General features: G+C 52.2%; 32 protein-coding genes. 31 read left to right on the plus strand and 1 reads right to left on the minus strand.

Annotated features, from left to right (window positions below):
- Window positions 1–10 precede the first annotated feature (10 nt).
- From D888_RS23925 to D888_RS20775, 14 genes are all read left to right on the plus strand, one after another.
- Entirely contained in the window at window positions 11–163 is a 153-nt protein-coding gene (locus tag D888_RS23925; RefSeq protein ID WP_020675528.1) for a hypothetical protein, read from the plus strand.
- Window positions 163–360, plus strand: coding sequence for a hypothetical protein (locus D888_RS0105440; protein WP_020675529.1), 198 nt, complete (start codon window positions 163–165; stop codon window positions 358–360). Before D888_RS23925 ends, D888_RS0105440 begins: the two co-directional genes overlap by 1 nt.
- A gap of 22 nt (window positions 361–382) precedes the next feature.
- The gene (locus tag D888_RS0105445; RefSeq protein WP_020675530.1) at window positions 383–619 is read left to right on the plus strand and encodes a hypothetical protein; all 237 of its coding nucleotides are present in this window, start codon (window positions 383–385) and stop codon (window positions 617–619) included.
- Window positions 620–710: 91 nt separating this feature from the next.
- Complete coding sequence (locus D888_RS22920; RefSeq protein WP_020675531.1) at window positions 711–1,328, plus strand: tyrosine-type recombinase/integrase; 618 nt, start codon at window positions 711–713, stop codon at window positions 1,326–1,328.
- A 3-nt stretch (window positions 1,329–1,331) separates the two neighbouring features.
- Window positions 1,332–1,547 carry a hypothetical protein gene (locus D888_RS23930; protein WP_020675532.1) on the plus strand — a complete coding sequence of 72 codons (216 nt, stop codon included), beginning with the start codon at window positions 1,332–1,334 and terminating at the stop codon, window positions 1,545–1,547.
- Complete coding sequence (locus D888_RS0105460) at window positions 1,544–1,750, plus strand: hypothetical protein (RefSeq protein ID WP_156826950.1); 207 nt, start codon at window positions 1,544–1,546, stop codon at window positions 1,748–1,750. The genes D888_RS23930 and D888_RS0105460 overlap by 4 nt, the downstream gene beginning before the upstream one ends.
- Window positions 1,750–2,352: a phiTE_072 family protein gene (locus D888_RS0105465; protein WP_020675534.1), complete on the plus strand. Its 603-nt coding sequence runs from the start codon at window positions 1,750–1,752 to the stop codon at window positions 2,350–2,352. The genes D888_RS0105460 and D888_RS0105465 overlap by 1 nt, the downstream gene beginning before the upstream one ends.
- The gene (locus D888_RS0105470) at window positions 2,349–3,281 is read left to right on the plus strand and encodes a phage Gp37/Gp68 family protein (protein WP_020675535.1); all 933 of its coding nucleotides are present in this window, start codon (window positions 2,349–2,351) and stop codon (window positions 3,279–3,281) included. Before D888_RS0105465 ends, D888_RS0105470 begins: the two co-directional genes overlap by 4 nt.
- Window positions 3,281–3,727, plus strand: coding sequence for a hypothetical protein (locus D888_RS0105475; protein ID WP_020675536.1), 447 nt, complete (start codon window positions 3,281–3,283; stop codon window positions 3,725–3,727). The genes D888_RS0105470 and D888_RS0105475 overlap by 1 nt, the downstream gene beginning before the upstream one ends.
- A 181-nt stretch (window positions 3,728–3,908) precedes the next feature.
- Window positions 3,909–4,484, plus strand: coding sequence for a hypothetical protein (locus tag D888_RS0105480; protein WP_020675537.1), 576 nt, complete (start codon window positions 3,909–3,911; stop codon window positions 4,482–4,484).
- Window positions 4,481–4,762 carry a hypothetical protein gene (locus D888_RS0105485; protein ID WP_020675538.1) on the plus strand — a complete coding sequence of 94 codons (282 nt, stop codon included), beginning with the start codon at window positions 4,481–4,483 and terminating at the stop codon, window positions 4,760–4,762. The genes D888_RS0105480 and D888_RS0105485 overlap by 4 nt, the downstream gene beginning before the upstream one ends.
- A 3-nt stretch (window positions 4,763–4,765) precedes the next feature.
- The gene (locus D888_RS0105490) at window positions 4,766–7,750 is read left to right on the plus strand and encodes a CHC2 zinc finger domain-containing protein (RefSeq protein ID WP_020675539.1); all 2,985 of its coding nucleotides are present in this window, start codon (window positions 4,766–4,768) and stop codon (window positions 7,748–7,750) included.
- A gap of 801 nt (window positions 7,751–8,551) precedes the next feature.
- Window positions 8,552–9,523: a tyrosine-type recombinase/integrase gene (locus D888_RS0105500; RefSeq protein WP_020675541.1), complete on the plus strand. Its 972-nt coding sequence runs from the start codon at window positions 8,552–8,554 to the stop codon at window positions 9,521–9,523.
- Window positions 9,523–9,798: a Mor transcription activator family protein gene (locus D888_RS20775; protein ID WP_020675542.1), complete on the plus strand. Its 276-nt coding sequence runs from the start codon at window positions 9,523–9,525 to the stop codon at window positions 9,796–9,798. Before D888_RS0105500 ends, D888_RS20775 begins: the two co-directional genes overlap by 1 nt.
- Window positions 9,799–10,277: 479 nt before the next feature.
- Here the strand turns inward: D888_RS20775 and D888_RS0105515 are convergent, their stop codons facing one another.
- The gene (locus D888_RS0105515; RefSeq protein ID WP_156826951.1) at window positions 10,278–10,736 is read right to left on the minus strand and encodes a hypothetical protein; all 459 of its coding nucleotides are present in this window, start codon (window positions 10,734–10,736) and stop codon (window positions 10,278–10,280) included.
- 333 nt (window positions 10,737–11,069) lie between these two features.
- On the opposite strand from D888_RS0105515, the gene D888_RS0105520 reads away from it, so the two are divergent.
- The 17 genes from D888_RS0105520 to D888_RS0105605 all read left to right on the plus strand — a co-directional run bounded on the left by D888_RS0105520 (window position 11,070) and on the right by D888_RS0105605 (window position 23,055).
- Window positions 11,070–11,909 carry a hypothetical protein gene (locus D888_RS0105520; RefSeq protein WP_020675545.1) on the plus strand — a complete coding sequence of 280 codons (840 nt, stop codon included), beginning with the start codon at window positions 11,070–11,072 and terminating at the stop codon, window positions 11,907–11,909.
- Entirely contained in the window at window positions 11,906–13,813 is a 1,908-nt protein-coding gene (locus D888_RS0105525) for a hypothetical protein (protein WP_020675546.1), read from the plus strand. Before D888_RS0105520 ends, D888_RS0105525 begins: the two co-directional genes overlap by 4 nt.
- The gene (locus tag D888_RS0105530) at window positions 13,810–15,033 is read left to right on the plus strand and encodes a phage portal protein family protein (RefSeq protein ID WP_020675547.1); all 1,224 of its coding nucleotides are present in this window, start codon (window positions 13,810–13,812) and stop codon (window positions 15,031–15,033) included. The genes D888_RS0105525 and D888_RS0105530 overlap by 4 nt, the downstream gene beginning before the upstream one ends.
- A 131-nt stretch (window positions 15,034–15,164) precedes the next feature.
- Entirely contained in the window at window positions 15,165–16,574 is a 1,410-nt protein-coding gene (locus D888_RS0105535; RefSeq protein ID WP_020675548.1) for a hypothetical protein, read from the plus strand.
- Entirely contained in the window at window positions 16,571–16,750 is a 180-nt protein-coding gene (locus D888_RS0105540; protein WP_020675549.1) for a hypothetical protein, read from the plus strand. Before D888_RS0105535 ends, D888_RS0105540 begins: the two co-directional genes overlap by 4 nt.
- A 126-nt stretch (window positions 16,751–16,876) precedes the next feature.
- Window positions 16,877–17,032, plus strand: coding sequence for a hypothetical protein (locus tag D888_RS23935; RefSeq protein WP_020675550.1), 156 nt, complete (start codon window positions 16,877–16,879; stop codon window positions 17,030–17,032).
- Complete coding sequence (locus D888_RS0105550; RefSeq protein ID WP_020675551.1) at window positions 17,019–17,447, plus strand: hypothetical protein; 429 nt, start codon at window positions 17,019–17,021, stop codon at window positions 17,445–17,447. Before D888_RS23935 ends, D888_RS0105550 begins: the two co-directional genes overlap by 14 nt.
- Complete coding sequence (locus D888_RS0105555) at window positions 17,447–18,550, plus strand: hypothetical protein (RefSeq protein WP_020675552.1); 1,104 nt, start codon at window positions 17,447–17,449, stop codon at window positions 18,548–18,550. The genes D888_RS0105550 and D888_RS0105555 overlap by 1 nt, the downstream gene beginning before the upstream one ends.
- Before the next feature lie 37 nt (window positions 18,551–18,587).
- Window positions 18,588–18,935 carry a DUF2190 family protein gene (locus D888_RS22925; protein ID WP_020675553.1) on the plus strand — a complete coding sequence of 116 codons (348 nt, stop codon included), beginning with the start codon at window positions 18,588–18,590 and terminating at the stop codon, window positions 18,933–18,935.
- A 76-nt stretch (window positions 18,936–19,011) separates the two neighbouring features.
- Entirely contained in the window at window positions 19,012–19,995 is a 984-nt protein-coding gene (locus tag D888_RS0105565; RefSeq protein ID WP_020675554.1) for a hypothetical protein, read from the plus strand.
- An 84-nt stretch (window positions 19,996–20,079) separates the two neighbouring features.
- A complete protein-coding gene (locus tag D888_RS0105570) occupies window positions 20,080–20,502 on the plus strand; it encodes a hypothetical protein (protein ID WP_020675555.1) in 423 nt (140 codons plus the stop codon).
- Window positions 20,502–20,963, plus strand: coding sequence for a hypothetical protein (locus tag D888_RS0105575; protein ID WP_020675556.1), 462 nt, complete (start codon window positions 20,502–20,504; stop codon window positions 20,961–20,963). Before D888_RS0105570 ends, D888_RS0105575 begins: the two co-directional genes overlap by 1 nt.
- Window positions 20,960–21,244, plus strand: a complete 285-nt coding sequence (locus D888_RS0105580; RefSeq protein ID WP_156826952.1) for a nucleoside phosphorylase-I family protein — start codon at window positions 20,960–20,962, stop codon at window positions 21,242–21,244. Before D888_RS0105575 ends, D888_RS0105580 begins: the two co-directional genes overlap by 4 nt.
- The gene (locus D888_RS22930) at window positions 21,237–21,689 is read left to right on the plus strand and encodes a peptidoglycan recognition protein family protein (RefSeq protein ID WP_020675558.1); all 453 of its coding nucleotides are present in this window, start codon (window positions 21,237–21,239) and stop codon (window positions 21,687–21,689) included. The genes D888_RS0105580 and D888_RS22930 overlap by 8 nt, the downstream gene beginning before the upstream one ends.
- Window positions 21,686–21,904, plus strand: coding sequence for a hypothetical protein (locus D888_RS0105590; RefSeq protein WP_020675559.1), 219 nt, complete (start codon window positions 21,686–21,688; stop codon window positions 21,902–21,904). The genes D888_RS22930 and D888_RS0105590 overlap by 4 nt, the downstream gene beginning before the upstream one ends.
- Entirely contained in the window at window positions 21,897–22,382 is a 486-nt protein-coding gene (locus D888_RS0105595) for a hypothetical protein (RefSeq protein WP_020675560.1), read from the plus strand. The genes D888_RS0105590 and D888_RS0105595 overlap by 8 nt, the downstream gene beginning before the upstream one ends.
- 220 nt (window positions 22,383–22,602) lie before the next feature.
- Window positions 22,603–23,055 (plus strand): hypothetical protein, encoded by a 453-nt coding sequence (locus D888_RS0105605; RefSeq protein WP_020675562.1) that lies wholly within the window; start codon window positions 22,603–22,605, stop codon window positions 23,053–23,055.
- Window positions 23,056–23,057 lie beyond the last annotated feature (2 nt).

Consider the following 23,057-nt stretch of genomic DNA (forward strand, 5'->3'; position numbering starts at 1 on the left):
GTGCGTCGCAATGAGTCATAAGGCCAAGGTATTTGGTTATTTGTATGTGGTCTTTCTGCTGCTGGTGTTCTGCTGGACAGGGGACAGCGACTACCAAGACGCAAAGCGGATGCAGTCGACCGGTGCTCAGGGATATCGAGTTCATAATTTAAGGGGTGAGTGATGGCTGACGGTGCGGTTGTCCTGGATTGTTTGCACTGCAAAAACCATGGTCGTTGCGGTGAGGTTGCCAATCGCTGCCGCACAACGCTGCGAGCCTGGGTGTATGACTTTATTCTGTTTGATTGCCCCCAGTTTGAGCCGCTGTATTACCGGGGGATTGAGGGTGTGATTGATCATTCCCAGCGGCAAGCTTTTTAAACACTGAATAGGAGAAAGACAAATGATGAGAGCAAAAATGAAAGTTATTAAGGTCGATGCAAATGAGTACAACGAAACAATCAGCATGACCGCTGTTTGTAAGGCTGAAGGCTACCCGGAAGACGGTAGCGACGAGAACAACACGTTTGCCAAGTTCACCCCTTCGGCGGACCTGACAATGCAGATTGCTAACCCTGATCTGCTCGGCAAGTTAAAGCCTGGCCAAGAGTTGTATCTCGACTTCAGCCCTGCCGAGTAGCAACCAAACTGCCGGGCTAGGGTAGCACCCGAAAAGCGGACGCCTCGCCGTCTGCCCGGTATTTCTTCGAGGCCAATGATTGGAGGCAGTCATGTTTGATACGAGCAAAACGCGAGCTGGCGAGAACTATCTGACCGAGGCGGAAGAGAAGCAGATGTTCGATTACCTTAAGCAACTCAAAATCCCCCAGGCTGAGCGCGATTATGTGCTGCTGAAGACCTATCGCCTGCTTGGCCTGCGCCGGGTTGAGGGTGTGCGGCTGAACGTGGGCGACGTGTACGGCAAGGATCGTCTGGTGATCAGCCATTATATCGCCGCCAAGGGTGCGGTCGGCGAGTTGCCTATTCCTGCCGAATTAAAAAAGCTGTTTGTCGAGTTTATGCGTTGGAAGCGCCAGGCGGGTGAATCGCTGGCTGAGGATGCGCCGTTATTTGTGAGCCGTAACGGGTCACGCCTGTCTATTCGCGCGGTCAACGACATTATGGCCAAGTGGCTGAATGCTGCCGGGGTTGAGCACAAGGTGACCCCGCACGGACTGCGGCATACCAAAGCGCAGCGGATTATGCGCGACGATCGTTACCTGACCCCGGGCCAACAAAAGAACGCTCTGCTGCTTGCGAACAAGCAACTGCGGCACAAGAGCATGAACAGCACCATGATTTATGTCGCGCCGGGACGGGAAGATATGGCCGCGGCGGCGGAGATTTAAGTGATGAGTACAGCGACGTGTGATGTGCGTGAAGCTGTGGCTCGGGTGGCTTGTGGCATGGCTGGCGTTCGTGAGGCACGGCTACTGGTTGGCAAGCTGCAGGATATCACCTGGCGGGTTGCGAATGTTGATGGGCAGCCGGTTGAGGTTTGCCGACACTGCCATGGTCGGCGTGAGGTTGGGCATGGGGCGCGATGTATTGCGGAGGATGTTGAGTGATGCTTTTCAGTGGAACGACGGCCAAAACATTAAACCCTGTACTGGCTCCGAGCGGTGCATGGATCGACCCAGGGACTGATTGTGTGGTGATGGGGACTATGCGCGATGCTGAGCCGGCGATTTATATGGTTGAGACGGCGGAGAACGATGAGTTTGAGTCGGAAGAGTTTTACTGCTTTGCGGATGATTTGGAGGTGGCTTGATGGGGGTTCAAAAAAGCACAGCAACAGTCTATCGAATCAGCGGCCACGATCAGGGTTTTGGCTGGGCCAATATTACTATTGATCAGCTCGGCCCGCTGCGGGATCCCCGCTATCGCGAGCCCTTTTCAATCCATATCGAGAGTGACTACGGTTCATGGTCTAACTATTGGTCACACCCCGGCGCCTGCTGGCGATCATTTCTTAACACCATTGATATCGGCTATGCCGCCAAAAAGTTTGGCGCGGCAAGTTATTACGACTCAGGTCTGACCGAAAAAGCCTACAAGCGTGACATCGTCGAGCTTAGAAAAGAGGTTGCCATAACCGCTGCTCAAGCTCGCGACATGTGGGACCAGATTGAGGCCGAGTTTATGGACTCTGACAGCAATGATCTGATCGCGCACCGTTTAATGGGCGGTGAATGGGGGGAGATTCTGTCCGAAATTGGGCACGAATCATGGGAATACCTGCAGAGGGTGACCACTATTTCCCCATCGTTCAGAGCCTTTTGGGAAGGCCCTTATCAAGAGTTTCTACGGGGCCTCAAGGCGGAGTCAGCCATAGCTGCTGAGTGTGAAGATCCCGAAGAGGTGATGGCGTGAATAGGGCTGATAGACGCGCCAAAGGACTGTATTGGGATCGGGCTTGGAAGTTGGTCGAAGGTTGCACCAAGGTTTCACCTGGCTGTGATAACTGCTGGAGCGAAACTAAGACGGCAATGCGCTGCTGGCATCCAAACGAGAAGATCAATAACAGAGCCATACAAGTTATCCATCCAAATACTGACGAGGGCTTCAACGGATCAATCACCATGCGTGAAGACAACCTTGACCTTCCACTGCGCACCAAAAAGCCAACTGTCTTCTCGATCTGGAATGATCTTTATCACGAGGAGGTGACCGACGAATTCCGATTCAAGGCATACGATGTGATGAGCATGTGTCCGCAACATACCTTCCTAATTCTCACTAAACGTGCCGCTTTAATGGCTGAGTTTTTCAACGAAATTTTTGGCTTCGGCATTGATAAAAATGTTTGGCATGGCATCTCAGCCGAGAACCAGCAGACCGCAGACGAGCGCATCCCTTATCTGCTGAAGTTTCCAGGAAAGCGGTTTCTCTCTATCGAACCGATGCTGGGATCGATCGACTTCAACCTTGGCTGGAACCTTCACCTTATTGAGAAGATCAATGCAGTTTTACTCGGTGGAGAGTCCGGCAAGAATGCGCGGCCTATGCACCCTGATTGGGCTCGTACTGTACGCGATTTGTGTGCTGAGGCTGGTGTTCCATTCTTCTTCAAGCAATGGGGGGAGTGGGCACCTATCGAAGCGATCCTTACTGATTTGCGGGGGATGCGATCCGCAGCGACATGGTTTGCCGACCAATGGATATTTGAGAAGGAAGACATTGGAGGTGATGGGTCTTACGAGGAATTCGAGCCTGATGTGTGGCGGGTCGGGAAGAAAAAGGCCGGGCGACTGCTTGATGGGGTGATTCACGACGGGCTGCCATGGGGAGGGGCTGAGTGATGGCAAGGGCACCAAAGGATATAGGTCCTTCAATTGGAGTGGTTTTTTACATCACAGCAAACCGTAGATCTCATTACGTGGCATTGATCGGGCATTGGCCTGCGCGAGCTGGGTTTGCCAGTACTTGTAGGTCAGGTATTCATCTTTTTTCGAGGCGTGTAACCGCTGAAGAGTTAAAGGAAGACCAAGCTTCACCACGGCATGTTGCTATTGTCTTCTCTTCATTCCACGCCATGGTTCGATACATCCTTGAGACAAGTGGAAATGATGCCAGGGAGGGGCTTCGCAAAAAGATATCTGATGATGCGTTCAGGGCCGGGTATTCGCTCACAGCAAAACAATTTGGGAGGAACCTGGCACGTTGGCAGAAAAAGAAGGCGAAAGAGCTGGCGGTTAAGGCTCTGAACCGAGAGTTGAGTAATCCACAGATGAAGTTGGCCATATAAGATTTTTTGTGAGGGTCCTGATGCCATCCACCGATAAAACCTACTGCGTCGCCAGATGCGCAAATACCGACTGCGATTGCAACCGGGTTAACCATCCCGTTAATGGCCGGGGTGGGTACGGTTATTCCCAAGCTGATTTTTCTGACCGATGCAAAGAGTTTTTCGCGGAGAGGGATGACCGATGAGCAAGCATTTCAACATGGGCAACGTCTTCGGTCGGGTGGTTATCGAGTCGATCGAGCGCAAGCCGAGCAAAAACAGCGAATTCCTTAATTTTCAAATAAATGTCGCTGGCCGTCACTGTGGATCGGTCAAGGCGTTTTGCCGGATGTGGCAGACGGAGCGGATTGATGCGTTTATGGCTCATGTTCGGGCGCGGCCGCATGATCCGCTCTGTTTGAAGGGATTTTTCGGCCAGTACTGGGATGAGCGAAATACAGTCTACAGCACGTTCACGATCCATAAATGGGAGGTTCGTGAGAGTGATCCGCGGGCGGCGTTCATCTTAAAAGGTCAGGTTGACGTGATCAGTGCGGTTAAAGGGGGCCATCGGTTGCTTTTAAACTACAGCCGCGAGGGACAGGAGACCGAGCGGCTTGAATTTTGGCTGCAGGATGAAACGTTGCTGGATACACCGCAGGCCGGGGATCTTCTCGAAATTAAGGGGTATCTGCGGCAAGAGCAGCCTGAGGATGATTTTGGGGGAAGCACTGGCCCGGTGAGGGCTTATCTCGAGAAGTTGAGGGTGATCTCATGAGCATTGAGGCCTGTGATAGCTATTTCAGGGAGACGATGACCAAAGTGGCGAATGTGGTTGAGGATCGTTATCTGGAGGCAGTGTCCGGGGCGATGGATTGGGGCCGTGCGTACTTGCCGAAGGTCGCTGAGCGTTGTGATGCAAGGGCCGATGAAGAGTTGACGGTTTTGCGCAACAACGGCCTGATCGCTGAATTTAAGGTTGCGGCGCTGGATTTTTGCCGGGCCAGGCTTGAGCTGTACAAGGCACATGCTCTTGCGATGGAGGCGGCTGCTTAATTTATGTCTGATTTTGCCACAATTAAAGAGGCGCTCAATCTGCAAAAGGTCATCGAAAACGCGACCAGCCAGGTGATGGGCAAAACGCATCTTCCGGAGTGTCCGTTTTGCGGTGGGCATGACTGTTTTTCTATCCCGAAGGATAAGGATTATTTCAAGTGCTTTCAGTGTGAAGAAAAAGGCGATGTCTTCAACTTTTTGGAAAAATATCACCAGACAGACTCAGCCGAAGCCCTGAAGATTGGTGCGGAGCTGGCGGGGATTCCCCTGGAACAGAAAAAGAAGAGTTCGCCGAAATTGAGCGTGACCGACAAGATCAGGCTTGAGGCGGCGGAATATTATCATGCTCATATGCTGAAAAACGGTGGACGGACGTATCTGATTGATGAGCGTGGTCATGCGTTGAAGACGCTTGAGAAGGAAAGGGTTGGCTTTAGTGATGGCCACCTGGTTGATCATCTGCTGAGTAAAGAGTTTTCAGAGCGGGAGATCTTAGAGAGTGGTCTGGGCCGAGAGCGTGAGTTAGAGGGCGGCCGGCGGGTTGTTTATGATTTTTTTAGTAAAGACCTGGTGGTTTTTCCGCACTTTTCAGCGGGTAAAGTACTGCATTTTACCCAGAAGGATCCGACGAAGAAGCTGAAGTATCAGCTGACGGCAAAGCAGCGGGACAAGCGTTGGGCTTTTTATGGTCAGGACGCGATCGACAAATATGATGAGATCTTGCTGGTGGAGGGTGAGAACGACCGCCTGCAGGTGATAAATACCGGTGTCGGCTACGTGATGGCGATGATCGGGCAGATCAGCGATGATCAGATCAAGGTTTTAAAGAAGTTGTGTGGAAGCAAGAAGCTTTATCTGTGGGTTGATAACGATAAGGCGGGGCGTGATTACGTTCGCAAGATTTGCGGCGGTTTGAGGGGACAGAACGTCAGGATCGTGGTTTACGGTAAGGATGGGGATGATCCGGATTCTTACCTGAAGGGGTTTGAGGGCGATCGGCGCAAGGAGATCCGCCGGCTGCAGCTGGAGGCGGTGGGTTATATCAATTGGGAGCTGCAACAGTCGGCGGGGTTGTCATCGCTTGAAGAGAAGCTGCTGCACTTAAAAGAACAAAAAATTTTCCAGCGAATCGGCCAGGAGCAGGCGGTTCAGCAGGATATTTATCGTGAAAAGTTGTCGGTGCTGGGTTTTAGTGCGGCGGCGATCGAGCAGCAATTGGATTTTAGTCAGGACCTGTTGCAGCAGATTCGGCAGCAGTGCGAGATGGTCGAGAACCCGAAGGATATCGATCCGATCGCGATGGCGGAGACGATCTTTCGTTTTTTTGCTCACCATGGGCGTTTTTACTATGACGCCGATAACACGGTGTGGCTGATCTACCAGAACGAGACCTACGAGGTTCACAACAACACCAAGTTCAATGCGTTGATGTTGAAGATGACGCGCATGATCATTAGTCAGGCGCCTGGTGGTCAGGTGTGGGATGCGTTGAGGCATACGGCGTATCTGAATGGTCGGCGGATCGATCGCTGCCGGTGGATCCACACTGACTCGGTTAAAGACACCATCTATCTCAATTTAAACGGCCCGAACAATACCATTCTGAAGGTTTCCCTCCAGCATATCGAAGAGATCCAGAACGGCATGAATGACGATCATGTTTTGCTTTCGTCCTCGCCCAAAATATCCCCAATGAACTGGCTTCCGGATGTGGATGTTCAGGAGGGGATGACGGCGCTGAAAGAGCTGGTTTTCGATAATCTGGCGATTAAGCATGAGCAGCGTTATCTGGTGTTGTGCTGGTTGATCAGTGGGCTTTGTCCGGATCTGGCGCCTTATCAGTTTTTGATGAAGTTCGGCGGGTATGCGTCTTCGGGAAAATCGACGGCGGCGAAGCTTATTTCGACGGTCTTTTTTGGCAATGATGAGCTTTCGGATCCGTCGGGCGCAGCGGCTTTTTCAAATGCTGCTCAAAACCCGCTGTTGGTCATCGACAACCTGGAGAACAAGGACTTGAACCGGGGTATGCAGAAGTTTTTGCTGCTGGCGGCCACCAGGGGGCAAAAGGAGAAGCGCAAAGGGGGTACAGACACCGGTACGGTCGATGAGAGTCCGCGGGCGCTTATCTGCGTGACGGCGATCGAGCCGTTCACTTTATCGGAGTTGATCACCAGGACCTTTGAGATTCCTTTTGATCGACGGGTGCATGGTGATGATTCTTTCTTCGAATCTGAGGTTTTGGAAAATCTGAAGAAGAAGCGCGATCTGATCATGTCGGCGATGATCCGCTTCATTCAAACGGAGATCCTGACCAACCTTGACCAACGTAAGCAGTACATGGCCATCCTCAATACGATGTTCAAGGGTCACTCCAAGGACCGCAGCAATGCCTATCTGGCGCTGCTGATGCTGATCAATTCGCGCATGCTGAAGTATATCCCTTTCTATGAGCCTGATGATCTGATGTACGGATATGAATCAAGAGAAAAAGAGATCTACGAGGCCTGGATCGAGGAGCAGAACAATACGGCTAGGGAGACCGAGACCGGTTCGAATAACATCCTGCAGCTGCTGGGTGGATTGGTGCGGGAGTATATCCAGGCCAATAAGCATAAAAATGAAACGGAGGCTGTTGCCGACTATAGCGAGCCGGTTTTCACTCTGGATCATAAAGACTACGGTTTAAGGATGTTTAAAACGATGGCGCGTGAGCATCAGGATGATAACGGAGAAAAGTATTTCATTTCGACCATTGAGTTTGTGGCTTCAAGTGCTGACGTGGTTGACGCTTTCGATATGTTGGCCAAGAACACTGGCAAGAATAATCCCTACGGCACGGCAGCTATCTTTACGGCTCGGCTCAGAAACGATCGGAGTGTGTTGTCTAAGTCTGGTTGGGAGCTGATTGAAACACCAGGTAAGGAACCATATTTCAAGGTGCTGCACGGCAACAGGTTCTTCAAGTTCAGGCATGTTCTGGTGAAGTAGGGGTGCAGTCGGTTTAAAGGGGTGCAGTTGTCATTTTGTCGGTGGGTGCAGTTGTCAAACGAAGTGGGGTGACGGAGAAGAAATGAGGGCAAAACGACCGGTTTTTTCTTCTTATATAAGTTCTCGCCCGCGCGTAGGGCACATTTTTGAAAGACTGCACCTCTGCACCCTTTTTAACTTAACTATTTAATTTTATTGATTATATCAGGGGTGCAGTTAGGGGTGCAGTCTGGGTGCAGTGGGGTGCAGTTGGGGTGCAGTTGGAGGTAGTTCTTTTGGACTGCACCCATGATCAAGCCCAGTAAACATGGGCCTTTATGGCAAAGGGTGCAGAGGTGCAGTGATTTAAGCGCCCAGCTGGTTGGCTGGAAAGCTTATCAATTTCTCTGGATAAGCTGCCGCAGGCCTTATGGCCTTCTTAAAAAAAGGGTTTGAGGAAGTTTTTACAGGGGTTATATCAACGCCCTTATATGTAGGCCAGTAGCAGTTCTAAATCAACCCTGTGCTGGCTCGTTTCGGGTGGTGGATAAAAAACAGGCTGGAACGAACCCAAAAAAGCTAAATGATCAACTGCACACTCTTACAAACTGTGCAGTTCAATAGACTGACGGTAACCACATATCAACCACTTAGGAGATCAACCCATCATGAACTGTGCAGTCCATCAGACAATGACCAGCATCCAAGCCCACCCCCCCCTCAAAAGCAATCAGACCAGCAACCAGGACTCCCCCCCATTGCTCTCCCATATCGAGAGCCCCTTTAAAAAGACTTTTTCCCAAAGCGGGGGGCGCGGGGGGAATGCTTGAGTCCTGTTTGCTAGATTGGATGGAGCACTGCCTGATTCAGCGTGGCCAGCAGCCGCGAGGCGTGAAGCAGTACGAGCGTGTTGTCCGTGGTTTCTTTACCTGGATCACTGAGAAGGGGTTCACTCCTGACCCTGAACGGATCGCCAAGGACCACATTACTGAATGGCAGCGCTCGATCTTCTTCGAGCATGGGAATATTTCGAACCGCACCCGGGCCAGCAAACTGTCGGCGCTTCGCTCTTTCTTTGGGTTTTTGTGCTATTCGGGGTTGATCGCTGCTGATCCGACAAAAGGGATCCCCTCGCCGAAGATTCAGCCCAGCCTCGCCAAAAAATTCAGCACCGAAGAATTACGCATGCTGTTCGCCGCCCCAGACCTTTCCACCCATATGGGAATACGCGACCTCGCGATCTTAAAAACACTCTACGCCGCAGGGCCCCGCGTTGAAGAGTTGGTCAATCTGGATACCCATCACATCCACGATACCGGCGGATATATCCGGATTGAAATAATCGGCGGCAAGGGAGGCAAGAGCCGCACCGTCACCCTGCGCACCCGAGCAAGCCGTACCCTGCGCGACTGGCTACTGATCCGCGACCAGATATCAAGCAAAACACCCGCTATCTTCATCGGACTGCACCAGAAAAATAAAAAAGAACGGATCTCAACTCGGCAGATATTGAACATCATCAAAAAATACGCCGCCCTGATCGGAATAGAAAGCGCCGATGCCTTCTGCCATAAAATGCGCTCCACATTCGCCAGCGACCTCTATGACAGCGGCAACGATCGCTGTCCCCACTGCAATCATCCCATCCACTATGTCGGGTTGCTCGAGGTACAGGCCCAAATGGGCCACGAAGATCCAAAAACAACCCAGGGATATATCGCCATATCAGACCGAGTCTTACGCAAGACCGCCATTCCCGATCGCAGATTTCGTGAAATTGAGGAGGAACTCTGATGCCACGTGGAGAAAACAAAGAGGCCATCGCCGATCTATTCGATCAGCTGCACATCGAATTCGAGGATCTGGCCCCCAGGATCATCAAGGTGATGATTAGTTGCCTGGGTAAGACCCGTATCACCTTCCCTGATTTTGACTATATCTACCGCCAGGAGCGCAACCGCAGGATCAGAAACGAGTTCGATGGTGTTAATTATGAGGAGTTGGCGATCAAGTACCGCCTGAGAACGCGGCAAATCCGGAGTATTTTGAAAAACTGTGAAAATGCATGATGTGTTGCAGATATAAAAAAGCCCGATCACGGAGGGGGTGTGTGACCGGGCTTAAAAGTGGGCTTATTCAGCCCCCTCAAAACAGATAGTAGTGATGGGGGCGGATGGTGTCAACCCGGGTAGAGATCAAAAATATACTTTTTTTTGGAGGGGTGGGGTAAATGATTTTAGCTAGGTGTCATTTCGGGACACCTGCTCATATTAAAATCAATCTTGTCACACACTAGTTACTTGCGCTTGGCTCTCTGTGATAGCGCCGAACCAGCCGCAGATTTAGCGGATTTCGAGGCAGTCTTAGATCGTAGCGTCGCAGAGGCTTTGCTGGCAGTGGCTTTGACGGCTGTCTTGCGCTGGGATAGAGCAGACCCGGCTGCGGATTTGGCGGACTTAGTCGCGGTTTTGGATCGCAGTGTCGAAGAAGCTTTACTGGCAGCGGATTTGCCGTTTTTTATAAGGGGGGTCATCGTGGTCTCCTTAACCTAGTCTTCATCGACTTCGTCATTTTCGGGGCCAATTATTTCTTCGTCGACAATACTGACTACGTTATTAATGAATATGGCCTGCTCACCATCGTCTAATCCAGCAGTAGCAAGGAGAGAACCTATCCTGGCCAGTGTAGCCTCATGATACCCCACCCAGTCGATGTATGGCTTGATGGCAATTCGCCGTTTATCCATAGTGTCGCTTGCCGCTTGCACACCTTGTAAGAATAACATCAATCCAACTGCAGAAGTTACCAGCAATTTACCGCCAGACAATGGAAAATAAAAATTTATGCCAAATATTAATATGAAGAAGCCAACACCAAGAAACATCATAATACCAGCACTGATCAAGTTTGAGATGATCATGGTAGAAACGGCTTGAAAGCGTCGATCATCGTCTACCAAGTATAGAGCTTCACGATATTGTTTAACTAGGATTTCTGCTTTTTTCATTGCAGAATCTCGGTTTCGCTTAGCCCACAGATCTGACAACTTCCATCGCCATAAATATCTAGCGATACTCCACAATACTACTGTGGGAGCCAATATTGTGACTATCCATTGGAGCCAATTGGGTACGTCAGGCATATTTAATATCTCTCTATGTTTAAAATTGAACCAGCCAGTTGAATATTCCGACTGTATACCACTTAATTAGGTGGGGTTAAATATATTTTTACCCCCTCAACCGCCATCATTAATGCAGTGATCTGCCAGATCACCGCTTGAATATTTGCTATGTAGCCTTCTATGAGCTGGAATTTATCCGGTTTATGGGAGGCTTTTTTGAATCTGGATGATAAACAGACCACGCTAGAGGTGCTATCTGCTGAGATCGAAGATCTTAAGCGCCGTATCGATATCGGTGAAACTGGCCTTTCCGGGCCGTTTTCCCGCCGTCTGCAGCTTCAGTACGCGCTGCGCGCCGAGCTCGAAGCCGCAGAAGATAAAGATGCCGACGAAGACCCACTGCTGAAGCGTCTGCGGGTCAAACGCTCCTACCGCATGTCACCAGCCGCGCTCGAAGCCCGCCAGCAAAACGCCCAAAAATCAACCGGACCTCAAACCTCCGAAGGTAAAGACGCCAGCGCGCGTAATAGCTGGAAGCATGGCCAGCATGCCCGCCGCCGGGTGATCGGTTTCGGCAAGCCCTGCAAATCAACCTGCCCGCAATACCCTTGCTCACTGGTCGAAGATGGCGCTGTTCAGCCTGGCCAAGATTGCCAGGACAAAGCCTATTTCGCCGCAACTTTAAATGCCATCTCAAAAGCCCTGAACGATGGCGATCTAACCGACATGAAAGAGGTTGTCACCTTGCAGCTGGGCGGCACCCTTCAGGTGATTGAAGAGCTTCAGGCCTCCATCCTTGAAAATGGCGTTTTCATGAAGAGCGAAAAGCTGGGCAAAGAAGGCCAGGTTCTCGGCTATGAGCTAAAACCGAACCCTTCGTTGTTGCCGCTCTCCAACCTGCTTAAGGCCGCTGGCGTAACCCTGCCGGACTTTATGATTACCCCCGCCGCGATCGAGCGGAAAAAAACCGACGACGACACCCGCGAAGGTTTGGCCGATATCTTCAGGGTTGCCAGTGAAGGGCTGACCCGCGCCCGTGAAAAGAAAGATGAATGACCTCCGCGCCGATCGAGACAATACCCCCGGTTGAATACCCGGGGTTAATCGTCCCGCCGCCAATGGCGCCGCTGAATGCTGAGTCCGATTTAGGCAAAGGCATCCTTGTTCCACACGCCACCTTTGAGCGAATTCTCGAAAACCTCGATTGGACCTGGCAGCAACTGACCCGCGGCGAATTTCCCCCCGCAATCTACAAGCTCGGAAAAGATACCCACGAACGCCTGCAGCTGTTGCAGCTGGCCATCATCTGCGAAGACCCGCTGCTCTGGTGCACGGCTTTTTTGCGTGAGCCCGAAGATATCGACCACAAAGATCCGTACCAGTTTTTTGATTATCAGGTCGCGTCCCTGCGCTGTGAAACCAGCGTCGTACACCAGGATGGCGCCGAGGTTGGCAAAACCCGCGAGATTGTCGCCTGGTCAACCTGGAAAAACCACACCTGCCCAAGCGGATCCGGATTGATCGGCGCGCCGCTGCAGGTGCACCTGGATGAGATCATCGACGCCAAGCTCGAACAGCTGTCATACAACCCGCTGCTCGAAAGACGCCTGGTCAAACATAAAAAACAGCCATACACCCAGTTTAAATTCAGTAACGGATTCAAAGAAGATTACCGCCCCGCCGGGTTCGATGGTAACGCCTACCGCGGCGTGCACGCCAAAACCTACGGTATTGTCGACGAGGCCGCAAAAAAGAAAAACCCCAAGCAATGGTCAGAGTTCTGGCGATCGCTCAAGCCATCCGCCACCGGCCGGGTGTATTCCGTACCCGATGGCGATCGCGAATCAGGCTACTACAAGCTCACGCAGCGTGCGACAAGTAACACCGACGAAACCGCAGGAGGACAAGAAGATGCCGGAAAATCCGACTTCAAAGATTTCGATAATTATGTCTGGACGCTCTTCCGTTGGGGCAAAGATCTTATGCCCGCTCCTTACTGGACGCCAGAGCGTAAGCGCTTTTACGTCGACCAGTACGGTGGCGAAGATTCACCAGATTATCGACACAACGTCCTCGGCGAACACGGCGATCCAGAAAATTCTGTCTTCCCCTGGGCGCAGCTGAAGCACTGCATCCGCGATGTGCCTGAATACCGCGTGCTCAAGGTGCTGGTCGATACCGCCAAACAAGAGGTCATCGTCAAAGGTTCTCGCTGTGATTACGTCATCGGTACTGATGGCCCCCAGCCCAGCGAAATCATTCTGCGCGAAGAACTGTTTGACCAAACCCAGCTGTTCGAAGTGGATGAATCAGGTGACAGCCAGTTTAAACGCTTGATCCGCGAGTTTTTTGTTTCTGTCCCGGGCTTAAGGCGGGGCGGTGGTGACTTCGGTTTTGCCCCCGATCCGACCGAGCTGACTATCTGGAATATTATCGGCAAGCGCGATCGCCTGGTCTCGCGCCTGCAGCTGAAGCAGGTCACCTATGATCAGCAGTGTCAGGCCTTAGATGCCATGGATGACCTGTGCGGTGGCGTAGCCGATACCGCAACCTGGGGCACTGACTACGGCAACGCCGGCAGCGCCGTTGCACACGATCTGCAAGGCCTGCAGATTTACCAGCACAAAAGCTACGAAGACCGCCTGCGCGGCTTCATGTTCCAAAGTACCACCGATAATGTCGACGAAAGCGGCGAACCACTCACCGACGCCAAAACCGGCAAACCCGCCAAGATCACCCTTAAAGAGTTAGCCACCGACCTCATCGTCAAGCAGATGCAACGCCAGCTGCTCGAGCTACCGGCAGATCCCGACATTATCAGCGACTACACCAATCACACCTGCCGAATCGGTGAACGGCAGCGCATCTACAACAAACAAAAAGATCACCTGATCGATTCGCATCGCACCCAAAAGCTGGCCGGGGTGCTTGGCCAAGAGGTGGAGGATATTTTCGCATGAACATTTTAGGGCTCAACATCTCACGCAGCAAAGCGCCGTCAGAATCACACACCGTGCAGCTCCGTCCGAACAACGGTCAAGGGCCCTACACCGCCGGGTTTCGCAAGTTCATCGCGCAAAAGCTGGATCCAACTTTCTTTGAGTTTATGCGTGAAGCCATCCCGGTGATGGATACGGCGATCTGGCGGTTGGTCTCTCTGGATGGTCACCTGGTGGTAAAAGGGAATAAGGCGGCGCTGGTCGAAGAGATTCAGGAGTGGATGGATAATGTGCAGGTCAATGACTTTCAAACCGGCATGCACGCTTTTCATCAGAACCTGACCAACGAAGGGTTTGAGCAAGGTTTTGCGATTGGTGAGTTCATCCCCAACAAACAACGCAATGACATTGTTGGTTTGAAGGTCGCCGATTCAAAATTCATCCGCTTCAACCGCAAGCCGAATTTGCTTGAGATTCTGCAGCGCGCCGACGGTGATCAGGACTGGCGAGTGCTTAAAATGGATCCGCTGCTCTACTGGTCCATCCATAACGAAAATCAAAACCCCTATGGTACCCCCCTGTTTCGTTCTTGCGAGTTTATGGCCCAAACCCTGGCGACCATGCACAACTCGCTGGCCAACGTCTGGGAACGCTTCGGGGATCCATCATATTCGGTCGTCTACAAAACCAGCAAAAAAGACGGTACCAACCATCAAGAACGTCGTGACGCCATGGTCACCGATCTTAACGACGCCGTGCGGGCCAAACGCGCCGGCAAGTCCGCCGACTTTGTCCATGCTATTGATACCAACAGCGAAATCGAAATCAAAATTATTGGAGCAGAAGGTAAAATCTTAAATCTTGAAGTCCCGGCTCGGCATGTCCTTGAGCAGATCGTCGCTAAATCAACTTTACCAGCCTGGATGCTCGGCATGCACTGGAGCACCACCGAGCGCCTGTCGGTGATGGAAAGTGAAATGGTCTTGGCCGATGCTAAAACCCGTCAATCAGCCAAGCTTCCCATGTTCAACCGCACCGTCTCTACCCTGCTGCAGATGCGCGGCCGCACCTGGAAAAAGGGCGACTGGTGGCTCGAGTTTGAACAGGTCAACCTGCACGATATCGAAAAACAAGCTCGCGCCAGATTCTTGAATGCCCAGGCCGATATGATGGGAGCCGATCCGGTAGCAACAGACACGACGCAAAAGAAGGAGGCCCAGTTCGTCGGAAAAAAGCTATAGCTGCTGATTGCCTTTGCGGTCAGCAGCACACCAAAGAGATTCACCGCACGGATCCATGGCCCGATCTTGACCGGTTAGAAAACAGTTTCGAAAGACGGCTGAAATCTGACTGGATTGCGCTGCGAGACAAGGTGCATGAAATCCTAACACTTGGCGTCGTTGTTCCTGAAAAGGGCGTCAGCCGGGAAAACTTTACCTTTTCGCTGGAAGAACGCGGCCAAGTGTTAGCCGAAATGCGCAATTGGATCGGCACCTACAAGGTTGACGCTGAAGATTCCCCTATCCGTTGGTATTACGGCGAATCATATAGCCTCGGTTTGATCCAGGCCGTCGAATTGATCGGCAAGGGGCGGCCGATTCTGGATATCCTCAAAAATCAAGAGATCCTCGACAAGCTTAAGAAAACCGGTTTCGACCTGGTAAAGGATAACGCCACCAAACGGATACAGAACCAGATTCTGTCCGAGATGGAGGCACATGCTTTGGCTGGGAGTAACCCGCGCGAAGTTGCCGCCAGGCTGGATAAGCTGTTTGAAGATGGCAACAGCGATTGGGAGCGGTTGGCGCGCAGCGAGCTGAGTATGGCGGCAGAACGCGCCAAGGAGGCAGAGTGGACTGCCTGGGGCGTTGAGACGATGGATTTTGTGCCAGCGCCTGACGCCTGTCAGCAGTGCACCGGCTTAGCTGGTGAGTACAAGATTAACGAATGTCCTCTTCCAGTTGAAGACACCCACCCACGTTGCCGTTGTGCAAGACGTCCTGGGGCAGGTGTTGATTCACTCAACCTGCAACGCCCGCCAGAACCAAAACCAGATGCCACAACATTTGTCGAAGCGAAGAGTTTGAAAGACGCCGAAGAGTGGGCCAGAAAAAACGGTCTGGCTGATCTGATCTCATACAAAGGCGCAACTGTCGAGGTTGCCAATGAATGGAACCGTTCGGTGTTTGATCATGTCACCCGTTTCCCCGAGCTGCGGCAGAACTTGAAATTTATCGGAACCACCCAGGAGCGGCAGAGGACATTCGTGCGGTTATATGTTGCCGAACTGCGCGATCGCTACCCGGGTTACAGTGAAGAGTCGTTGATCCGGTTGGCCAGAAAACAGGCCGGAAAAACTCCATCCAGTGTGTATGCTTATTCGATCAATGACCCATACACCAGCGGTATAAGTGTCAATTCCATCTGGGGCAAGGCACCAGACAAATTCAAAAGCAATCTTGCCTCAGATGTCGCATCCGGGTTCCATCCGAACGGGTGCGATTCGGTGCGTTCGGTTGTTGACCACGAGATGGCTCACCAGTTGGATAGTCTGCTTGACTTAAGACGTAGTGACGAATTTAAAGAAGTGATGCAGGGATTCTTAGCAGAGGGTGGAAATATCCCGAGCGAACTGTCAAGGTATGCCCTGAAAAGCCCGTCCGAAACCATCGCCGAGGCATGGGCCGAATACTTGAATAATGAAAGTCCACGAGCTCTCGCGAAAAAAATTGGTGAGCTGATAGAATCAAAATACAAGCTTAAGTTCGGAGGTGAATCATGATCGGACCAGAACCACTCTGCATGAAGTGCAAACATCTGCTTGAGAATGAGCCTGGTCAGTGGGGTTTTCGCTGTGCAGCTTTTCCAGAAGGCATCCCTGAAGAGATTATCAGCGGAGAGATCGAGCACCGCCAGCCGTATGTAGGGGATAATGGGATTCAGTTTGAAGAGATTTAGCAGATAGTAAGCTGAAAGATTTGATCAGGCCCCGGCAGAAATGTCGGGGCCTTTTTTTGTTTATTCCCTGCAAGTTTGTGCAGTGATCTGCCAGATCGCCGCTGGATTTTCTGTTATTCCGACTGCATGAGTAAAAAAGACGCCAACCGGTTGAAGCAGGGCCAGGTCAAAAAGATTGGTCATGTCGCCGACGAAGATGAGTGTGAATTCAAGGGGAAGGGCGTCGAAGTAACCAAGTCAACCCAACCTGAATCCAAGGAGAAACATCGTGGAAAAGATTAGTCTGCTGGTCACATTGATCGCCACTATCGCCGGATTTATGGATATCCCCGAAAAGGCAGACGCTAAGGCAAAACTGGCTGAGGCTTTCGAAGGTGAATTTACTGACGATGAGTTTGATCAGGCCGTTGCCCTTTTTGAGGAACAGCAAAAACAAGCTGCCATCGTCGCCGAAATCGGCAAGCTTAACCCTGCCGATAAAGCCCATTACACCAATGGGAAAAACCCCAAGCCGCATGCTGGCGTGTTGGGCGAGCGCCTCGGGTTCTCCATTTCGGCCAAAGAGCGCGATGCCGCCTTTGCTGTTTTTCTGAAAGAAAATCCCCCCGCAGAAGCCCCACCGGTTAAAGCAGAAACCGGCATGGTCACTGGTGAAGATGTCCTCAGAAATATGCGCAAGCAGGGGAAGCGGATCTGATGTTTATTAAGGGTAAGGGCAAAGGCCCACTGACCGACCAGGTGAAAACAGTTTCATCGCAGAAGAGCGCATCTTCTGCAGTCGCTATTACTGCCGAAATCCTGGCACAGGTCAACGTCTACGCGCTGCAGCCCTTAACCGCCGAACAGATCTTTGTCGGCAAGCAGCTGTTGGCCCATAACGGCATCGATCGCGACAACGAAAGGTTCCCCGTCGCCGTGCTGAATGATTTCGCTCAAACCATCCCCGGTAAATCTGCCCTGTACAGTCATGAAAAACGCGCTTTTCTTCCCCTTGGTCTGTATTTCGCCGCCAAGGTTGAAGATATGTCCGTTGAGCAGTTCAAAGCATTAACCGGTGATGATCCCAACCTGCCAACGGGTGAAACCGTCGTAAAGACCATGTGGGCCTGGTACTACGTTGTCAAAACGCCTGACGTTGAGCATGTGCTGCAAAACATCCTTGGTGGCACCTATCGTTATTGGTCTATCGGTTTTCGGGCTGCTGATCTTGCTCCAGTTAAAAGCGACATCAACGGCCCCACCCTTTACTGGGAATACGCCGCCCCGGCAGAAGCAACCGAAGGTTCTCTGGTCTGGCTCGGCGCTCAACAAGGCGCAACCTCACAAAAATCAGCTGGCAAATCGCCGGAAGATACCGACTCTAAAGAGGAGATTGAAAACATGAAAACTCTGATCGTGTTGCTTGGCGCAATGCTGGGTAAATCGTTTGGTGACAACACCACCGAAGATCAACTGGCCACCGCCGTTAAGACCGCCCTCGGCGAAAAAGACGCCCAGATTCTGGCCCTTGAAACACAGGTCACGGGTCTCAAGTCCGATGCCGAACTTGGCAAAAAGTACCTGGATAGCCAAGCCGCCGAGTACACCCGGCTTAAGGCGCTGCTGGGTGAGTGTGAAAGTACCGATGAGGCCAAAACCAAATCGGTCAATTTCGCCAAGAGCATGGGCGTTGATTTTTTGCTCACCGAGCTGAAAAACCTGACCACCCGGGTAAACGAAAAGTTCCCGGAAGGCGGTCAGCTTGCCGGACAGCAGGATCACGAAAAGTCTGCCGATAAAAATCCGCTGGTCGTCGAGTAATCGGCCCCGCATCAATTCTGAATAAAGGAGCACGAACATGGCCAACGAAATCGCAACAATCAGAGCCTCACTCAGCATGCTGCTGACTTTAATCCTGGCACACACCGCCGCCGTTCTTGATGGCGAAATTATCGTATCGGCCGGGCAGGTCCTGGTTGCCGGTAACGCCGCAGATGCCAACGCTGAAACGTCCTATGTTTTCAGAGGGCCGGTCGAATTTCCCAAGGTTGCTGCCCAGGCCCAACCTGCCGGAACAGTCGTTTACTGGGACGCCACTGCAGGCAATATCACCACCACTGCCACGGCTAACACGCGGGCCGGTATCGTCAGAGAAGCAGCGCTTGCTGCCGACACCACGGTATTGGTTGAGTTGCACGAAAATTAATCGTGTGGAGTGAGGAGTCCAGGGGCTTGCGCCCCAGCCCTCGCCTCTGACACTCACTTTTTCACGGAGGATAGACATGAAGCTTTTCGGAAAAAAAGTTATTGATTGGTCAAAGCTGAGCCAGGTTCCCGAAGCTGATCAAAAGGCTATGATCCTTGGTGCCATCAGCGTCGCGCTTAAGGCGTTGTCCGAGCAACCGCTGGGGGCCAAGGCCGCAACCGACGTGCTGGGTACCAAGGCGCTTGGTGCTGATCCGACCATGGTCGTCAGTGCGCCCCCAATCATCGTCTCCGGCAGCGACACGATCGACGCTCCCGACCGCGGCTATGAGGCGCTGTTTAAAGAGATCGACATGCGTCAATCAACCAGTAAGACCTTCGAGATGAATGACATCACCGGTGGTGTCACCTTCTATCAGCAGGTCCCTGGTGAAGAAGCCAAGCTGAGCAAGTTGCCAAAATCAGCACAAACAAACGTATCCATGCTGCGTTTCACTGGTGGTTTCCCGATTCTGGACGACTGGATCCGCTTTAACGAGCTCTACAAGATGGACGCCCTGACCGAGGATACCGTCAAGCGCTGGTACGACCAGAAGGCTAACTTGTTCTACGGCATGTTGACCGCCCTTGGCGCCGGCATCAACCAGGCCTTCGCCACCGACGATGTCACAACCATCAACAACGCCTGTGCCCAGATCATGGTCGATCTCGAAGCCGCGGGTGCAGCTATCAGCTCCGGCAGCAAGTTTTATATCACCTGCCACCCCAACCTGATGGCTCGTATTTACAAAGCCCTGGCGGCGGTCTTCACCAATCCCAATACCAACAACAACCAGATTGTCTGGATGATCGCCGGGGTTATCCCCACCACCAAGATCGCGGCAACTTCCTACTATGTGTCACTGCCTGGTTACAAATCGGTGCGTGGCGAGTGGGATGATCTGAACACCCGCGAACCACAACGCAACGAGCTGAAGCTTGGTGCTGATCATGTCTGGACCGGCGCTTACAACGGCGCGATCGCCAGCACCTTGCAACATCGTCGCTGCGCATTGTCCTAAACCGCCCCAGCACAGACTCTCTATCTGAAATAGGGCGGGCTTGATCGCCCGCCCTATTTTTTTAAACCCCAACGGAGAAAACCCATGCCCGCCAAAGTTACAGCCACCGAAATAATAGAAATGGGTTTCTCCCCAGAAATGTTCGGCAGCAATACTGCCGGGTTTCCTGCTTTTCTCACCAGTGTCATCACCGAACAATCCGAAATATTAGCCGGCCGCGTTGGCGCAACCGCTTATGACAGCACCACCGCACCAACCAGAACTTATGTGAAACGCGCCGAAAAATGCCTGATCTGTGCCGAGCTTTTTCAGCGTCGCTTTGTCCGGATCGCTCAGGATATCAAGCTGGGTGATGGCATAGACGCTTTTAAGCTGCGCCGTACACAAGAAAAGTTCGAAGCCGATGCCGAAATGTGGATCAGTAAAATCGCCTCCGGAACAACCACCGACGGCACTGGATTTTCCAGCGGGGTCGCCATCTCCAGCCACTTCGATGGGGATGCTTGATGCTTGGCCTTAACGTCACAGTGCAGGGCGACAAGATCATCCTCAGCGGCCTGCGCCTGTTAACCAACGATATTGATCCGGCTGCCGCGCGCGGGTTGGCTAAAGCCGCCAAAGGCAGCATGCGTGAAGCCCATAAGTTTCTCAGTGGCGCAGGTGGAAAACCGGGGTCCTACCCCGTCCCGGTCGAAACCGGGCACCTGCGCCGCATGCTCAACTGGTTAAAGCCCGGAGTCAGCAAAACCGCAGACGGAGAAACCTTCACCACCGGCAAGCTTGAAGCCATGGTCTACGATTCGGCCATCTATTCAAACGTTATCCATGACGGCACCGGATCGTCCAGCAAATTTGGGGCCCGCCCGTTTATTACCGATGGGTTTGAGCGCTTCAACCAGACCGTCGGGGTCGCCAATGTGATCGAGGATGAAATTGCAAAAGCTATAGCGAAGAGGGGGTTTAAGTGATGACTGTTGATATTGGAACCGCCTTTTTGCTTATCGCAGGATATGCGGGGCTCACATTGATTTCTGAACTTATCAAGATGTTCATGCAACGCATGCGGTCTGCTGACTATGTCACAAAAAAAGACTGCGAAAAGTGCTCACAAAAGGGCATTAAGGCAGAACAATCCCTTGAGCGAAAGCTCGATGCCATTACCAAGTTGGTCGTTGCCCTGGCGTATGCAATGAAGGTCGATGTTAAAGAAATTCAGCAACTCGTCGGAAACGGAAACGGTAATGGATAAATTCAAAAAACCACCGATCGGGATCTGTATCCACCACAGCGCGACAACTGACGGATCGCACCTCGATGCAGATGCAATCCGCCGTTATCACATCCAAACCAATGGCTGGGACGATATCGGGTATCACGCCCTTGTTGAGCGAGTTAACGGGCAGATTCGGGTTGTCCCCGGGCGATCAATAGAAATGCAGGGCGCGCATTGCCCGGCCCTTAACGCATCGTATTTGGGATTGTGCATTGTCGGCAACTTTGATCTGACGACACCCGATAACGATCTGCTTGATGTCGCCGCGGCCTGGTGCCGGCAGCAGATGGAACATTACAAGATGGATCTGAGGCGCATCGTTTATCACTGCGACTACTCGAGTAAAACCTGCCCAGGGATGAACTTCCCCAAGGGCGGGTTTTTGCTGCAGTTGGCTGGGGAAGAAAGGCCGGGGCTGTGAAGATTTCCGATCTATTCGAAAAGCACAAGCTGGTTCGCCGTCTGTCGCTGCTGTGGGCAGTACTGCTGATCTCATGGGTCGTTATTCAAGTCTTTACACATATCAACTTGATCAACTCGGCAGTAGCTACGGCACTTGGCATCGTGGTCGGTCTACTTACTACCGTTCTCGGGCTTTACCAGCACCACCGGCACAAGGAGGATAAAAATGCTTAGCCTCTTAGCACTCAAGGCCGGTTTGGCAACCCGCAAACTTTGGGGCCCTGCCATCCTTGGATTTATCATTCTGGCGGTTGTTGCCGGTGGTTATTTTTACATCTCGCACCTCAACAGCAAGGTGACCCGCCTGACCGGCGAACGGAACACCGCGATCGAGGGCATGCAACGCGCCAAGCTTGAAACCACGGAACTGCGCAAGGGGATTGAAAATGCAAAGCAAAACATCACCACCATCAATCGAGATCTGGCCGCAGCCCGAGAAGAAGCGCAGCAGTATCGCAAAAAGTTTGATGATCACGACCTGCGCAAACTGGCCGCCGCCAAGCCCGGTCTTATTACTCGTTTTGCTCGTCGCGCTACTGAGCGGGTGCTCAGCGATATTGAGTCCGCCATCAATCGTAAAGGTGATGGTTTGTCCGGATCCGCCGACAGTAGACCGGGCACAGCTAAGGCCGCACCCGCCGACAGTAATTGATATCGACGGCGAGCCGATGTTTGTTTTCGACTCTAAGGGATATGAAGCGATGGCCGAAAATCATCAAACATATCTGAAGGCGATCAGGCAACAACGGGCTGTGATTGATTATTACCAGCGCTGCCTCGACCAGGCCGAAAATGGCCCAGGGCAACCATAGCACCACCCAAAGTTCGTCAATTCTACGGCCAATCAGAAGGCCACTTTTTACGGAGAACCAATGTCCATACTCGCCGCCATCCTCGATCTAAAAAGCACCCTTGAAAGCGATAGTGCTCTTGATGCTTTTTGCCAGGCGAGGTTCGGGAAAAGCATCACCGTTAAAACCAGTTATCGCAACCGCGAAGAAATCAGCATGGGTGAGTGTCCCGTTGTTTTAATGACCCGCCCGCGGGTAACCCGTGAAAACGGTCTCAACCGTCGCGCCCGGGGGAACCACACCGTCCGGCTTTATTTTGGATTTTACCAGGCTGATACCGCAGGTGATCCCCGTGACACCGCCAATCAGACAGCCATTGAATTTGAAGAAGCGATCGAGGACGCAGTCTCCGCAGATACCACCCGTGGAGGTAATGCCAGCAGCACCGTACCTAAAGATTCCGTTAACGACGAAGGGATCCTTCACCCGGTTTATTTCGGGGTGATGGAGATCGAGATAACTAAACGCCTGTAAAG

Source organism: Geopsychrobacter electrodiphilus DSM 16401 (assembly GCF_000384395.1).
GTDB lineage: Bacteria > Desulfobacterota > Desulfuromonadia > Desulfuromonadales > Geopsychrobacteraceae > Geopsychrobacter > Geopsychrobacter electrodiphilus.